The following is a 16,294-nucleotide window of genomic DNA, read 5'->3' as shown; positions in this document are numbered from 1 at the left end:
CGAACTAACCAGACCTCCCCCGCCCCTCATCCCAGCCGCATTTCAGTCGACACCTGGGTTTGTCAAGGCACGCTTTCCCGCCTTGACAAACCCAGGTGTCGACTGAGAATCCAACCGGAGGGGCGGGGGAGGTCGGACCCGCTTCTGCCGCGGGTTCACGGAAGCTGTTCTGCCGCGGGTTCAAAGAAATGTCCTCGCCGGACGGGCAGGCTCCGGGATGGCCCTCTCTTGCCGCTGCTGCCTCACCTTTGAGAGGTGCGCCGCTGGGTGGTCATCCCGTCGCCTGAACGAGGCCTATCACTTTGAGCCGGGCCCGCAAGCTTGCGCTTTCATCCTGCGCTGGGTGGAGGGTTGCGGGCCCGGCTCAAAGTGATTTGACGGCCTCAGGCGACGGGATGACCACCCTGCTCCTTCGTTTGGGTCAGGACCCTGAGCCCAGGGCCCTTTCGATCAGCCTGTCGACATCCATGGCGTCGATCAGCTCGTCGTCGTCCGCGGCCTGCTCCGGGACAGCTGGCCCAGCACTCTCCGCCAAGCCCAGCAACGTCTCCAGCACCCCCGCCTCCTTGAAGCGCTCGAACGGCACCGATGCCAGGATCCTTCGGACGTCCTCCTCTCGGGCGTCCACGTCCTCCTCCTCGCCTAGCAGCTCCGCGCGCAGGTACTCCACCACCGCCCTGGGGGTCGGGCAGTCGAAGATCAGCGTTGCCGGCAAGCGCAAGCCCGTCGCCGCGATCAGGCCGTTGCGGAAGTTGACCGCCGCCAGTGAGTCGAAGCCCGCTTCCTGGAATGCCTGTGCCGCGCCGATTCCCTCCGCGCCGGTGTGGCCCAGGACCGTCGATGCCTGGCTGCGTACCAGGCGCAGCAGGATCCGGTCCTGCTCCGCCTCGCCCGCCGCCCGCAGTGACGTCACCAGGGACGACGCGCTTTCCGTTGCGTCCTCCGACGGCTGGGCCGCCTCGATCGCCGCCGCTGCTTCCGGGAGGTCGTTGAACAAGGGGCTCTGGCGGGCCGATGTGAACGGCACTATGAACGCGTTCCAGTCCATGTCCGCGACCACCACCGCTTCGGTGTCCGCCTGGATCGACTGGTCCAGTGCCGCCATCGCCGTTTCCGGGGTCATCGGGATGACACCGCGCCGCCGTAGCTGGGCCAGCATCTCCTCGTCCATCCCGATGCCGGCCGCGGTCAGTGCGCCCCAGGCGATTGCCTGGGCCGGGACGCCGTCCGCGCGCAACCTCCGCACCAGCGCGTCCAGGACCGCGTTTGCCGCGCCGGCCGCTGCCTGGCCGCCGCCGCCCCAGATGCCCGCGATCGATGAGAAGACCACGAACGCGTCCAGTGGGTGGTCCGCCGTCAGGTCGGCGAGCCACAGCGCCGTGTCCACCTTGGCCCGGAAGACCTCGGTGACCTCGCCGCCGCCCGTTTCGTCGAGCGGGCTGGTGAACGACAGGTCGGCCGCGTGGACCACGCCCGTCAGCGGGTGCGCGTCGAGGAGGGCAGCCAGCGCCGCCCGGTCGCCGTCCGCGCACGACTCGACGATGATGCCGGCGCCCAGTTCTTCGCGCAGGGCCTCGACGTCCGCGTCCTCGCCCGTCGTGACGACCAGGCGCTCGGCGCCGGCTTGCGCCAGCCACGACGACACGTACCGGCCGAGGCCTTCCGCGCCGCCGGTGACCAGGACCGTGCCGTGCGGGCGCCAGCGGCGTTCGCCGCCGGTGCCGGTGGCCCGCCGGAGGCGTCGGACGTGCACGCCGGAGCGCCGGATCGCCACCTGGTCCTCGCCGGCCGTCCCGGTCAGCACGCCCAGCAGGTGCCGGACGGCGCGGCCGTCCGGTTCGGCAGGCAGGTCGACCAGGCCGCCCCAGCGGTCCAGGAGCTCGAGCGCGGCCGCCCGGCCCAGACCCCACACCGCGGCCTGGGCCACCTCGGCCGGGCCGGCGGCGGCGTCGCGGACGTCGACGCTGACCGCGCCCTGGGTCAGGCACCACAGCGGCGCGGTGGCACCCGCCGCGGTGAGGGCCTGGATCAGGGTCAGCGTCGCGGTCGTGACCGCCGCCGGGTCGACGGCAGCAGGGTCCGGAAGGGCGAGGATGCCGGTCACCTCGTTGCCGGCCAGGACCTCGCCGAGCTGCCCGGTGAGGTCCGCCACCGACGCGCCGGGCGCCACCGCGCAGGTCAGCACGTCGAGGCCGTTGGCCCGCAGCTGCTCGGGCAAACCCTGGTGGGGCACCGACTCCGGGGTGATGACGAGCCAGCGGCCCGCCGGCACGCCCAGGGCCTCGCGCTGCGGCGGGACCCAGCCGACCGTGTACCGCAGCTGCGCCGAGACCGACCAGGTTTCGGCCGCCCGCCGCCAGCCGGCGAGGGCCGGCAGCACCGTGCCCAGCGCCGCGCTCTGGTCGGCGGACAGCTCGAGCAGGGTGGCCAGTGCCGCCGGGTCGCCGTCGTCGACCGCGGTCCAGAAGCCGACGTCGACCGTCGTGGTGACCGGCCCGTCGTCGTCGGTTTCGGCTTCGGTGAGCCAGAAGTGCTGCCGGTCGAACGCGTACGTCGGCAGCTCCGCGGGCCGGGCCGGGCGCGCCGGCAGCGCCGAGGTCCAGTCCACCGGCACCCCGCCGACGTGGAGCGCCGCGGCCGCGCCGAGGAACGCCGCCGGGCCGTCGGTGTCCCGGCGCAACGTGCCGGAGACCAGCGGGCGGGTGGCGCCGCGCGGGCGGGCCGAGTCCGGGTCGTCGATGACGTCGGACATCGGCTGCACCAGGACCGGGTGCGCGCTGACTTCGAGGAACACGCCGAACCCGTCGGTCAGCAGGCTCGCGACCGCCGGGCCGAACCCGACCGGCCGCCGCAGGTTCCGGTACCAGTAGTCCGCGCCGAACGCGTCGCCGCCGTCGACCCAGCTCCCGGTCACCGTCGAGTAGAAGGGGATTTCCGGTGGCCGTGCCTCGATCCCGCGCAACGCGGTCGCGAGGACGTCTTCGATGCGTTCGACGTGGTGGGTGTGCGAGGCGTAGTCCACCGGCACCCGGCGGATCCGCACGCCGTCGCGCGTGAAGGCTTCCAGAGCCTCGGTGAGGGCTTCCTCGTCCCCGGCGATGACCGTCGAGGACGAGCTGTTCACCACGGCCACCTCGAGCCGGCCCGCCCACGCGGTGAGCGCCTCGGCCGCCTCGGTCGCGCCGAGCAGCACCGACGCCATCCCGCCCTGGCCGGACAACGTGGTCGCGATCGCCTGGCTGCGCACCGCGACGACGCGGGCCGCGTCGGGCAGCGACAGGGCGCCCGCGACGCAGGCCGCCGCGATCTCACCCTGCGAATGGCCGACCACCGCGTCGGGCCGCACGCCGGCCGACTCCCAGAGCGCGGCCAGGCCGACCATCATCGCGAAGCTCGCGGGCTGGACGACGTCCACGCGCTCGAGGGTCTGCTCGTCCACTTCGCCACGCAGGACGTCGGTCAGCGACCAGTCCACCCAGGGTTCGAACGCCTTCGCGCACTCGTCGATCCGGGCCCGGAAGACCGCGGAGCTCTCGAGCAGCGTGCGGCCCATGCCCGTCCACTGCGAGCCCTGGCCCGGGAAGACGAACACCAGCCGCCCGGGCGCGCCGGAGCCGGTCACGCTGCCCGTGGTCAGGTTGGGCGCCGCCTCACCGCGGGCGAGTGCGGCCAACCCGGTCAGCGCCTCGTCCGGCGAGCCGGCCAGCACGACCGCCCGCTCGGGCAGCGTCGCCCGGCCACGCACCAGTGCGTCGGCCACCGCGCCGAGCGGCTGGCGGTCCAGCGTCGTCCGCAGCCGGGTGGCCTGCGCGCCGAGCGACCGGGCGCTCTTGGCGGACACCACCAGCGGCACGACGTCGGTCACCAGGCCCGGTTCCGGGGCCTCGGCCACGGGCTCGTCGGCCGGGGCCTGCTCGAGGATCACGTGCGCGTTGGTGCCGCTGGCGCCGAAGGCGGAGACGCCGACCCGCCGGGGCCGGTCGGTCCGCGGCCACTCGCGTGCCTCGGTCAGCAGGGCGACCGTGCCGGCCGACCAGTCGACCTGGCCGGTCGGCTCCTCGATGTTGATCGTCGGCGGCAGCACGCCGTGGCGCAGGGCCTCGACCATCTTGATCACGCCGGCCACGCCGGCGGCCGCCTGGGTGTGCCCGATGTTGGACTTCAGCGACCCGAGCCACAACGGCTGGTTCGCGTCCCGGTCCTTTCCGTAGGTGGCCAGCAAAGCGCCCGCTTCGATCGGGTCGCCGAGCACCGTGCCGGTGCCGTGGGCCTCCACCGCGTCGACGTCGGCCGGGTCCAGGCCGGCCGAGGCGAGGGCCCGCCGGATCACGCGCTGCTGCGCCGATCCGTTCGGCGCGGTCAGGCCGTTGGACAGGCCGTCGGAGTTGACCGCCGACCCGCGCAGCGTGGCCAGCACGCGGTGACCGCGTTGCCGCGCCACCGAAAGCCGCTCCAGGAGCACGACGCCGGCGCCTTCGGACCAGCCGGTGCCGTCCGCGGTGGCCGAGAACGCCTTGCACCGGCCGTCCGCGGAAAGCCCGCGCTGGCTGGAGAACTCGACGAACGCCTCCGGGCTGGCCATCACCGTGGCCCCGCCGGCCAGCGCCATCGTGCATTCGCCGCGGCGCAGGGCCTGCGCGGCCTGGTGCATCGCGACCAGCGACGAGGAGCACGCGGTGTCCAGGGTGACCGCCGGTCCCTCGAAGCCGAAGACGTAGGCGATCCGGCCCGAGGCGACGCTCGGCGAGGTGCCGGTCATCACGTAGCCCCGGACGTCCTCGGGAATCCGGTCCAGCCGGGTCGCGTAGTCGTGGTGCACGATCCCGGTGAACACGCCGACTTCCTCGCCCCGCGCGGACATCGGGTCGATCCCGGCCCGCTCCAGCGCCTCCCAGGACGCCTCCAGGAGCAGCCGCTGCTGCGGGTCCATCGCGAGCGCCTCGCGCGGCGAGATCCCGAACAACGCGGGGTCGAACTGGGCGGCGTCGTAGAGGAAGCCGCCCGAGCGGGTGTAGGTGGTGCCGACGTGCGCGGGGTCCGGGTGGTAGAGCCCGTCGGTGTCCCAGCCGCGGTCGACGGGGAACCCGGAGATCGCGTCGCGGCGCTCGATGACCAGCCGCCACAGGTCTTCCGGGGTCTCGACGCCGCCGGGCAGCCGCACGCCCATGCCGATGATCGCGATGGGCTCGTCGTCGTCGGCCACCGTCGCGGCGACGGGGGCCGGCGCCTCGCCGGCGACCTCGCCGCTCAGGTGCGCCGCGAGGACCTTCGGCGTCGGGAAGTCGAAGACCGCCGTCACGGGCAGGTCGACGCCGGTGAGGTCGCGCAGGCGGTTGCGCAGCCGCACGCCGCCGAGCGAGTCGAAGCCCAGGCTCTTGAACGACTGGTCGTCGTCCATCGCGTCGAGGTCGGCCCGCTGGTAGCCCAGCACGACCGCCACCGACTCGCGGATCACCTCGAGCGCGAGCCGCTCGCGTTCGCCGCGGGACCGCTCCGCCAGCCGGGCGGCGACGCTCTCCTCCGGGACGTCGAGGACCGGCGCGGCCGCGACCGGTTCCCCTTGCGGCACTTGGTCGAGCCAGTACCGCCGGCTCTGGAAGGCGTAGGTCGGCAGTTCGGTGGCCAGTGCCGAGCCGGACCCGGCGGGCCGGCCGACGACGGCCGGCCAGTCCAGGGCGACCCCGCGCACGTGCAGCTCACCCAGCGCCGCCACCGCGTCGGCGGCTTCCACGCCGTCCGAGCGCAGCGTCGCGACGCAGGCCACCGCCGAGGAGTCGACGCTCTCCGACGCCATCGTCGTGAGCACCCCGCCCGGCCCGAGCTCCAGCACCGTCGTCACGCCCTGGTCGCGCAGGGCGGTGACCGCGGCGCCGAACCGGACCGTGGCCCGCACCTGCTCGACCCAGTAGTCGGCGGTGGCGAAGCGCTGCGCGGTGTCCGGCCGGCCGGACACCGTGGACACGATGGGCAGCCGGGCGGGCCGGTAGGCCAGCGACTCGGCGACCTCCCGGAACCCGGCGAGCACCGGGCGCATCAACCGCGAATGGAAGGCATGGCTGACCGGCAGCCGGCGGGTCTTGTGGCCGAGCTGGGCGAGGTCGCTCGCCACCCACAGCACGGCCCCTTCGTCGCCGGAGAGCACCAGCGACCGCGCGCTGTTGACCGCCGCGACGTCGACGACGCCGGGCGCCTCGACCAGCGACGGCGCGACCTGCGCCTCGCTCGCCTGGACGGCGACCATGGCGCCGCCGCCCGGCAGTGCCTGCATCAACCGGGCGCGCGCGGCGACCAGCTTGCCCGCGTCGGCGAGGTCGAGCACCCCGCTGACGTGCGCGGCGGTGATCTCCCCGATGGAGTGGCCGGCGACGACGTCCGGCCGCACGCCCCACGACTCGTAGAGCCGGAACAACGCGGTTTCCAGGGCGAACAGGCCGGCCTGGGTGTACATCGTCTGGTCGATCAGCCGGCCGGGCCCGCTGTCCTGGGCGGCGAACACGACGTCGGCCAGCGGCGTCGTGTCGTGCCCGGCCCAGTGCTTCTCGACAGCGCCGCAGGCGTCGGCGAACGCGTCGGCGAAGACCGGGAAGGCGGCCGCGAGGTCGCGGCCCATGCCGGGCCACTGACTGCCCTGGCCGGTGAACACGATGGCCAGCTTGCCGTCGGCCGGGGTGCCGCCGATGACCGGCGTCGCCCCGTCGGCCAGCGCGCGCAGCTCACCTTCGAGCCCGGCGCGGTCGCGGGCCACCACGACCGCCCGCCGGTCGAGCTGCGCGCGGCCGGTGGCGAGGGCGAGGGCGAGGCCGGCGGGTGCGACGTCCGGGCGCGAAGCCACGAAGTCCGCCAGCCGGCCCGCCTGGGCCCGCAGCGCGGCGGGGGAGCGGCCGGAAACCGGCACCGGCACCAGCGCCTCGGCCGCGGGTGCCTCGACATCGTCGGCGAGCACCGGCTGTTCGCCGGCCTCCTCGATGATGACGTGCGCGTTGGTACCGCCGATGCCGAAGGACGACACCCCGGCCCGGCGCGGCCGGCCGGCCCGCGGCCAGTCCCGGCGCTCGGTGAGCAGCCGGACCGCGCCCGCCGTCCAGTCGACGTGGGTCGAGGGCCGGTCGACGTGCAGCGTCTTCGGCAGGACGCCGTGCCGCATGGCCAGCACCATCTTGATCACGCCGGCCACCCCGGCCGCGGCCTGGGTGTGGCCGATGTTCGACTTCACCGAGCCGAGCCAGAGCGGGCGCTCGGCCGGCCGGTCCCGGCCGTAGGTCTCCAGCAGCGCGTGTGCCTCGATCGGGTCGCCGAGGGTGGTCCCGGTGCCGTGGCCCTCGACGGAGTCGACCTCGTCGGCCCGCAGGCCGGCGGCGGCGAGCGCGGTGCGGATCACGCGTTGCTGCGACGGGCCGTTCGGCGCGGTGAGGCCGTTGGACGCGCCGTCGGAGTTCACCGCCGTCCCGCGGACCAGGGCCAGCACCCGGTGGCCGCGGGCCCGGGCCTGCGACAGCGGCTCGACCAGCAGCAGCCCGACCCCTTCCGACCAGCCGGTGCCGTCGGCCGCGTCGGCGAACGCCTTGCAGCGGCCGTCGGGGGCGAGCCCGCGCTGGCGCGAGAACTCGACGAAGGTCTCCACGGTGCCCATCACCATCACGCCGCCGGCCAGCGCCATCGAGCACTCACCGTTGCGGATGGCCTGCACGGCCAGGTGCAGGGACACCAGGGACGACGAGCAGGCGGTGTCCACGGTGATCGCCGGGCCCTCCAGGCCCAGGTGGTAGGCCACCCGGCCGGAGACGACGCTGCCCGAGCCGCCGGTCAGCCGGAAGCCCTCCACCCCGGACGCATAGTGCGTGCGCACGGTCCAGTCGTGGCTGTTGACGCCGACGAACACGCCGACGTCCTGCCCGGCCAGGCCGTGCGGGTCGACGCCGGCCCGTTCGAGCAGCTCCCACGAGGTCTCCATGACCAGCCGCTGCTGCGGGTCCATCGCCAGCGCTTCCTGCGGCGAGATGCCGAAGAAGCCGGCGTCGAACGCACCGGGCTCGTCGAGGAAGGCGCCGTGGCGGACGTAGGTGGTGCCCGGGTGGTCCGGGTCGGGGTCGTACAGCGCGTCGGTGTCCCAGCCGCGGTCGGCGGGGAACTCGGTGACCGCGTCGGTCTCGGTTTCGACGAGCCGCCACAGGTCTTCGGGGCCGCGCACGCCGCCGGGGAACCGGCAGGCCATCGCGACGATGGCGATCGGCTCGTCGGCCGCCGCCTTCGGCGCCACGGTGGCCGGCTGCGCCTGCGCGTCTTCGTCGAGGAGCTTGGCCTGCAGGTGGGCGGCGAGCGCCCGCGGCCGCGGGTAGTCGAAGATCATCGCGGGGGACAGCGTCAGCCCGGTCGCGGCGGCGAGCCGGTTGCGCAGCTCGAGCGCGGTGAGCGAGTCGAAGCCCGAGTCCTTGAACGTCCGGTCGAGCCGGATCGCGTCGGTGCTCGCGTGGCCGAGGACCAGCGCGCACTGCCGGCGGATCAGGTCGACCAGCGCGTCGAGCTGCTCCGCTTCCGGCAGTGCGTTCAGCCGCCCGGACGACGCGGCCGGGGCCGCCGCCGGTCGCACGGCCGCCGCGGCCGGCCGCCGCGCCGAAGTCAGGCCGCGCAGCACCGAAGGCACTCGCGTGTCGTCGGCCGCCGCGCCGAACGCGGTCGCGACCACGGCCGCGTCGCCGGCCCGCAGGGCCTGGTCGAACAACGCCATGCCGTCGGCGTCGGACAGCCCGGCCATGCCGATGTCCCGGTTCCGCCGGAGGTCGGCGTGGCCGAGGTGGCGGGTCAGGCCACTGGCGGATTCCCAGTAGCCCCAAGCGATCGAGACCGCGGGCAGGCCGGCGCGACGCCGCTCCCGCGCCAGGGCGTCCAGCGCCGCGTTGGCCGCGGCGTAGTTGCCCTGTCCCGGGTTGCCGAGCACACCCGCGGCCGAGGAGTAGAGCACGAAGGCGGCGAGGTCGAGGTCGCGGGTGAGCTCGTCGAGGTGCCGGGCCGCGGCCACCTTCGGCGCGAACACGGCGTCGACGCGGTCCGCGTCGAGGTCGGTGACCACGGTGTCGGCCAGCACCCCGGCGGTGTGCACGACCGCGGTCAGCGGGTGCTCGGCGGGGACGCTCGCCAGCAGCGCCGCCACCTGCTCGCGGTCCGCCACGTCGGCGGCCACGAGCCGGACGGTCGCGCCGAGCGCGGTCAGCTCGTCCCGCAGCGCCGTGGCGCCCTCGGCCGCCGGGCCACGACGGCCGGCCAGCAGCAGGTGCCGGACGCCGTGCTCGGTGACGAGGTGCCGGGCGGTGATCGCCGCGAGCGTCCCGGTGCCTCCGGTGATCAGCACCGTGCCGGCGGGGTCGAGCGGCCGGGACGCGGTCGCGGCCGCGTCGAGCCGCGCCAGCCGGGGCACCTGCACCCGGCCGTTCCGCAGCCGCAGCTGGGGTTCGTCGCCGGCTACGGCGACGTTCGCCAGGGAAGCGTCGTCGGCGGCCACCAGCACGATCCGGCCCGGGTGCTCCGACTGCGCGGAGCGGACCAGGCCCTGAACGGCGCTCGTGGCGATCCCGTCGTCGTCCGGGGTGACGATCACCAGCCTGGCGTCGCCGGGCTCGGCGAGGAACGCCTGGAGCCGCGCCAGCACCGCGAGGACCGCCGCCCGCGGGTCGCCCGCCGAGACGTCGGCCTCGTGGACCACCAGCTCCGCGGACGCCTGGGGCGGCGGGTGCTCGACCCAGTCGAGGCGGTGGAGGGCCGCGGTGGCCGTGCGCTGCGCGGCGACCAGCTCGGCCACCGTCAGCACCGGCTGCCCGGCCGGATCGGTCAGCTCGACGCGGAGGGAAGGGGTGGACCGGACGCCGACGGTGCCGGCCCCGGACGCCAGCAGCCGGACGCCGCGCCAGGTCACCGGCCGCCGCTCGGGCGGCAGGACGGTCCGGACCGCCGCGTCGAGCAGAGCCGGGTGGATGCCGTAGCGGTGCGCGTCGGACTGCTCGGCTTCGTCGAGCGCGACCTCGGCCGCGGGGGCGGCGGCGGTCTCGACGACGTCCCTGGACGCGGGAGCCAGGGTGCCGGTGGCGTGCGGCGTCCAGTCCCCGGCGACGGACGGTCCGGAGTGGACAGTCAGCGACCGGCGGCCGGTGCCGTCCGGTGGCGCCACGACGATCCGCACGTCGAGGCCGTCGTGGCCGGACAGCGTGACGGCCCGCTCGACGGTCAGCTCTTCGACCACCGGGACACCGGCGAGGTCACCGGCCCACAGCGCCAGCTCGACCAGCGCCGCCTCGGGCACGTCGTCGCCGCGCGTCCAGGGCAGCAGCGACGCCGACCAGCGCCCGGTCGCGACCAGGCCGCCGGAGCCGGGCAGCCGGACGAGCGCGCCGAGCAGCGGGTGCCCGGCGTCGTCGAGGCCGAGCCCGGCCGCGCCGCCCGCCGGCACCGGACGGCGCCAGTAGCGCTGCCGCTCGAACGGGTAGGTCGGCAGGTCGACCCACGCGACCGCGTCGGGGGCCGGGAGCAGGGCCCGCCAGTCCACCGCGACGCCGCGGACGAACAGCTCGGCCATCGACCGCGCCAGGCGGCCGAGCCCGCCGTCGGACCGGCGCAGCGAACCCGCGACGACCGCGGCCGAGCGCGTCTCGTGGACGGTTTCGGCGATCGGCTGCACCAGCACCGGGTGCGGGCTGACCTCGACGAACGCGCCGAAACCCTGCTCCAGCAGGCGGTCGACGGCCGGCCCGAACCGGACCTGCTGCCGCAGGTTGCGGTACCAGTAGCCGGCGTCCAGCGGGCCGTCGGCGCGGCCCGCCGCGGTCACGGTCGAGTGGAAGGGCACCGCGGGCTCGACGGGGGAGAGCCCGGCCAGTGCCTCGGCCAGCCGGTCCTCGACGGCCTCGACCTGGTCGCTGTGCGAGGCGTAGTCGACGGCCACCCGGCGGACGTCGACCCCGGCCCCGGCTAGTTCGGCCAGCGCCTCGGTCAGCGCGTCCGGCTCACCGGACAGCACCACCGAAGACGGGCCGTTCACCGCGGCGACCTGGACCCGGCCGGCCCACTTCGCCAGCCGCGCCGTCGCGTCGTCGGCGTCGAGCCGGACCGAGGCCATGCCGCCGTGGCCGGACAGCGTGTCGGCGATCGTCTGGCTCCGGACCACGACGACCCGCATCGCGTCGTGCAGCGACAGCGCCCCGGCGACGTAGGCCGCGGCGATCTCGCCCTGCGAGTGGCCCACGACCGCGTCGGGCCGGATGCCCGCCGACGCCCACAGCGCGGCCAGGCCGGCCATCATCGCGAAGCTCGCCACCTGGATGACGTCCACCCGGGTGAGCAGGTCCTCGTCGGCGTCGCCGCGTAGGACGTCGAGCAGCGACCAGTCCGCCCACTCGGGCAGCAACCGGGCGCACTCCTCGACGACTTCGGCGAACACGGGCGCGGTGTCGAGCAGCTCGCGGCCCATGCCGGTCCACTGCGCGCCCTGGCCGGGGAAAACCAGCACGACGCCGGACGACGCGTCCGAGGTCGCGATGTCGCGCAGCACCAGGGGATCCGCCTCGTCACGGGCGAGCGCGCGCAGGCCCGCAAGCGCTTCCTCCTGCGAACCGGCGAGCACGACCGCGCGTTCGTCCATGGTCGTCCGCCGGGCCGCGAGTGCCACGGCGATGTCGGCCCACGACGACTCGTCGGCGTGCTCGACGAGCGGGACGAGCCGCTCCGCCAGCCGGGTCAGCGCTCCCGAGCTGCGAGCCGACAGGACGAACGGCACGATCGCGGGCGGTGTCGCGGCTTCGCGAACAGCCGGCTGCTCGGGGGCCTGCTCCACGATCACGTGGGCGTTCGTGCCGCTGAGGCCGAAGCTCGAGATCCCCGCGCGCCGCGGGCGGCCGCGCTCCGGCCAGGGCCGGCTTTCGGTCAGCAGCGCGACCGCGCCGGCCGACCAGTCGACCCGCGAGGACGGCTCGTCCACGTTGAGCGTCGCCGGCAGCACCCCGTGCCGCAGCGCCTCGACCATCTTGATCACGCCGGCGACACCGGCCGCGGCCTGCGTGTGGCCGACGTTCGACTTGAGCGAGCCCAGCCACAGCGGCTCCCCGGCGCGGTCGGCGCCGTAGGTGGCCAGCAGCGCCTCGGCCTCGATCGGGTCGCCGAGCTTGGTCCCGGTCCCGTGGCCCTCCACCGCGTCGACGTCCGAAGTGGACAGTCCGGCCGCGGTCAGCGCCTGGCGGATGACGCGTTGCTGCGCGTCGCCGCTGGGTGCGGTGAGGCCGTTGGACGCGCCGTCGGAGTTCACCGCCGAGCCGCGCAGCACGGCCAGGACCCGGTGCCCGTGGCGCCGGGCGTCGCCGAGGCGTTCCAGGACCAGCATGCCGGCGCCTTCGGCCCACGCGGTGCCGTCGGCGGCCGAGGCGTAGGACTTGCACCGGCCGTCCGCGGCCAGCGCGCGCTGGCGCGAGAACTCGGCGAACGACTGCGGGGTCGCCATGATCGTGGCGCCACCGGAAAGCGCCAGCGAACACTCGCCGCGGCGCAGCGCGTGCGCGGCCAGGTGCAGGGAGACCAGCGAGGACGAGCACGCCGTGTCGACGGTGATCGCCGGTCCCCGCAGGCCGAGCAGGTAGGAGATCCGGCCCGAGGCGACGCTGCCCGCGGTGCCGGTGGTCTGGAAGGCTTCGAGCTCCTCGGGCACCGGGCCGCCGGTGCCGTAGCCCTGCTCCATCACGCCGGCGAAGACCCCGGCGTCGGTGCCCCGCAACGAAGAGACGTCGATGCCCGCGTGCTCCAGCGCTTCCCAGGCGGTCTCCAGCAGCACCCGCTGCTGCGGGTCCATCGCGACCGCCTCGCGCGGGGAGATCCCGAAGAAGCCGGCGTCGAACTCCGCCGCGCCCTCGAGGAACCCGCCGCGGTCGACGTAGGAGGTGCCGGCCCGGTCCGGGTCGGCGTCGAACAGCCGCCCGAGGTCCCAGCCGCGGTCGGCCGGGAACGGCCCGGACGCCTCCCGGCCCTCGCTGACCAGCCGCCACACGTCGGCCGGCCCGGCGATCCCGCCCGGCAGCCGGCAGGCCATGCCGACGATCGCGATCGGCTCGTCGGACGCGGCCGGCGTGGTGACCGTGGTCTCGGCCGCCGGGCCGCCGGTCAGCTCGGCGTGCAGGAAATCGGCCAGCGCGCGCGGGGTCGGGTGGTCGAACGCCGTCCCGGTCGGCAGTTTCAGGCCGGTCTTGGCCATCAGCCGCGTGCGCAGCTCGACGAGCGCGACCGAGCTGCAGCCCAGGTCGCGGAACGCCCGGTCGGCCGGGACGTCGGCGGCGCCGGGCCGGTTGAGCGTCGCCGCGGTTTCCTCGCGGACCAGGGCCTGGAGCAGCGTGCGCTGCCCGTGCCGGTCGAGGCCGGCCAGCTCGGCTCGGAGCGCGGCCGAGGTGTCGTCCAGCGCGGTGGCCGGCTCGGCGAAGAAGCCGCGCAGCAGCGGGGGCACGAAAGCCCCCGGCTCCGGCCGGGGTGGGCGCAGCGCGAACAACGGCGCCGGGTCCGTGCCGGTGATGAAGGTGTCGAGGGCGTGGAGCCCGTCTCGCGCCCACTGCGCGGGCGGAGCGTCGTCGGCCGCGGCGCCCCAGGTGAGGACCGCGCCACCCAGGCCGCGCCGGCGGCGCTCCTGGACCACCGCGGCCGCCTCGGTGCTCTTGACCGAGTCGACGATCGCGAGGAACGCGGTCCGCTCGGAAGCCGTGGCGTCGCTCAGTTTCGCGGCCAGCGCGGGGTCGCCGTCGGCGAGGATCACCGCGGCGACGGGGCCGGACGGCGCCCATTCGGTGTCGCCGTCGAGCAGCACCAGGCGCCCGGCCGGGAGGAAGGCTTCCAGGTGGCGGGTCACGGCCTCGCCGCGTGGGGTGTCCGCGCCCGTCAGCACGACGACGCCGTCGAGAGCCGCCCACTGCTGCCGCGGCGAGGTGTCCGCGACCTCCTGGCGGGTCAGCCGGGCCACCAGGAGCTGCCCGGACCGCACCGCCCAGCGCGGGTCGCCGCGCAGGCCCGCGTACGGCACGGCCTCGGCCGGCGACGCGTCGTCCAGGTCGACCAGGATCGCGCGGGGGCCCAGCGCCCGGGCGGTCGCGGCCGCCAGCGCGGACCCGGCCGGATCGGCGGGCTCGTCGCCGGCCGACGCGGCCACCGCACCCCGGGTCAGCAGGACCAGGTGCCCCGCTTCGGTGCGGGCGGCCCACGCCGTCACGGCTTCGACCAGCCGCCCGGTCTCGGCCCGGCTTTCCGCCGGATCCGCCGGCAGGTCGGGGGCGACGAGGACGGTCAGCTCGGCGGGCTCGGCCGTGGCCAGCTCGGCGGCGGTGATGATGGCCGGGGCGGGGCCGCTGTCGCCGCGGACCGGCGCGGGCACCCAGCGCAGGCGCAGGACGCCGTCGTGCGACCCGCTCGCGGTGTAGCGCAGCAGGGCGGGCTGCTCGGCCAGCCGGCGGCGCTGGATCTTGCCCGACACGGTCCGCGGCACGGCGGCGACTTCGTAGATCTCTTCGGGCACCTTGAACGCGGTCAGCTCGTGGCGGCACCGCGCGAGCACGGCGGCGAGGTCGACGCCCTCGGCGTCCGGGACCACGTAGGCGACGGGCACCTCGCCCAGGACCTCGTGCGGCCGGCCGGCGACGGCGACGTCGGCGATCCCCGGCGCGGCACGCAGCACCGCCTCGATCTCCTCGGGGTGCACGTTCTCCCCGCCCCGGATGATCAGGTCGCTGACCCGGCCGCGGATGGTGAAGTACCCGGCGGCGTCGCGGCTCGCGAGGTCACCGGTGCGGTACCAGCCGTCCCGGAACGCGCGTGCGGTCGCCTCGGGTTTGTTGTGGTAGCCCGAAGTCACGTTCGGGCCGCGCACCCACACTTCGCCTTCGACGTCGGCCGGCACGTCGTGACCGGTGTCCGGGTCGACGATCCGGACGTCGACACCGGGCACCGGGAGCCCGCACGACCCGTCGACGCGCTCGCCGTCCGGCGGGGTCATGGTGATGGCGCCGCAGGTTTCGGTGCTGCCGTAGGCGTCGACCAGTGGCACCCCGAACCCGTCGTGGAACGACCGGCTCAGCTCGGCGCCGGCGACCGCGCCGCCGACCAGCCCGATCCGCAGGTCCGGCAGGCTGATTTCCCGCTGCCGCCGCGCTTCGAGGATGTAGTGGTAGGTGGTCGGCACGCCGGCCACGAAGGTGGCCCGGGTTTCCTGGGCGGCTTCGAGGAATTCGTCGCCCGAGGGGCTGTCCAGGAGCCGCGCGGTCGCGCCGACCGCGGTCACCGAAAGGACGCACGCGATGTGGGAAAGGCTGTGGAACAACGGCAACGGCCACAGCACGCGGTCGTCGGCGGACAGCCCCGGGATCGGCACGTAGCTCGCCGCCACCGAGTACAGGCAGTTGCGCTGGCTGGACAGCACGCCCTTCGGCTCGCCGGTGGTCCCGGACGTGTAGAACATCCAGGCCACCTCGTCCAGGCCGAGGTCGTCCCGGGCGGGTTCCGCGGGCTCGGTCTCGCTCAGGTCCCGGAAGGCGTGGACGGAGGGCGGCGCGTCACCGGTCACCAGCAGCGGGACACCGGCCGCCACGAACCCCGGCACGTGCACGGGGTCGGTGATGACGAGGACCGCCTCGCTGTCGGCGAGGAGGTAGCCGAGCTCGGCGTCGGTGGAGGCGGGGTTGACCGGCACGCCGACCGCGCCCGCGCGCAGGATGGCGAGGTAGCTCTCGAGCGTCTCCACGCTGTTGCGCAGGCACAGCAGCACCCGGTCGCCGCGGCGCACCCCGAGGCCGGCCAGGTGCCCGGCCAGCCGCCGGGTCCGGGCTTCCAGCTCGCCGTAGGTGACCGCACGCCGGTGGTCGGAGAAGGCGACCTTTTCGCCGAAGCCGCCCGCGTGCTCCCGCAACACCTGGGGGAGGGGCCTGATCAGGTCGGCGCGCACGGAATCACACGTCCTCTCGTCGCGCGGACCCCCATCGGGCACCGGATGGGTGAACCCCTTCGGCCCGCTTTCCGGAGGCTAGAAGCGCCCGTGCCGGCGGCGGATCCCTCAGCCTGGTAGAGGCATCGAACCCCCGTTCGCTCGTGTCGGGGCGACGTGTGGTCGACGCGTGGGGCGGCGGCGACCTGGTCAGTTCACCCGATGGTGGGCTGCCGCACCGGCTCGCGGGGGCGCCGGGAAGCGGCGGCTGTGTGACCGCGATCGCACCCCGTGGCGGCGCTGCCCGGGCCGGCCACCGCGGCCCAGGTGCTCGACGTCACGAGCTACCGTGCGTACCCGTCCCCGGCG

Annotated in this window: 1 protein-coding gene; it reads right to left on the bottom strand. The window is 75.2% G+C overall.

From position 1 onward, the window contains the following. Positions 1–421 precede the first annotated feature (421 nt). Positions 422–15,946 carry a type I polyketide synthase gene (locus M8542_RS38705; protein WP_257925328.1) on the bottom strand — a complete coding sequence of 5,175 codons (15,525 nt, stop codon included), beginning with the start codon at positions 15,944–15,946 and terminating at the stop codon, positions 422–424. Between the last annotated feature and the right edge of the window lie 348 nt (positions 15,947–16,294).

Source organism: Amycolatopsis iheyensis, from assembly GCF_024703995.1.
Lineage (GTDB): Bacteria > Actinomycetota > Actinomycetes > Mycobacteriales > Pseudonocardiaceae > Amycolatopsis > Amycolatopsis iheyensis.
This window is presented reverse-complemented; position numbering and strand designations above follow the sequence as displayed.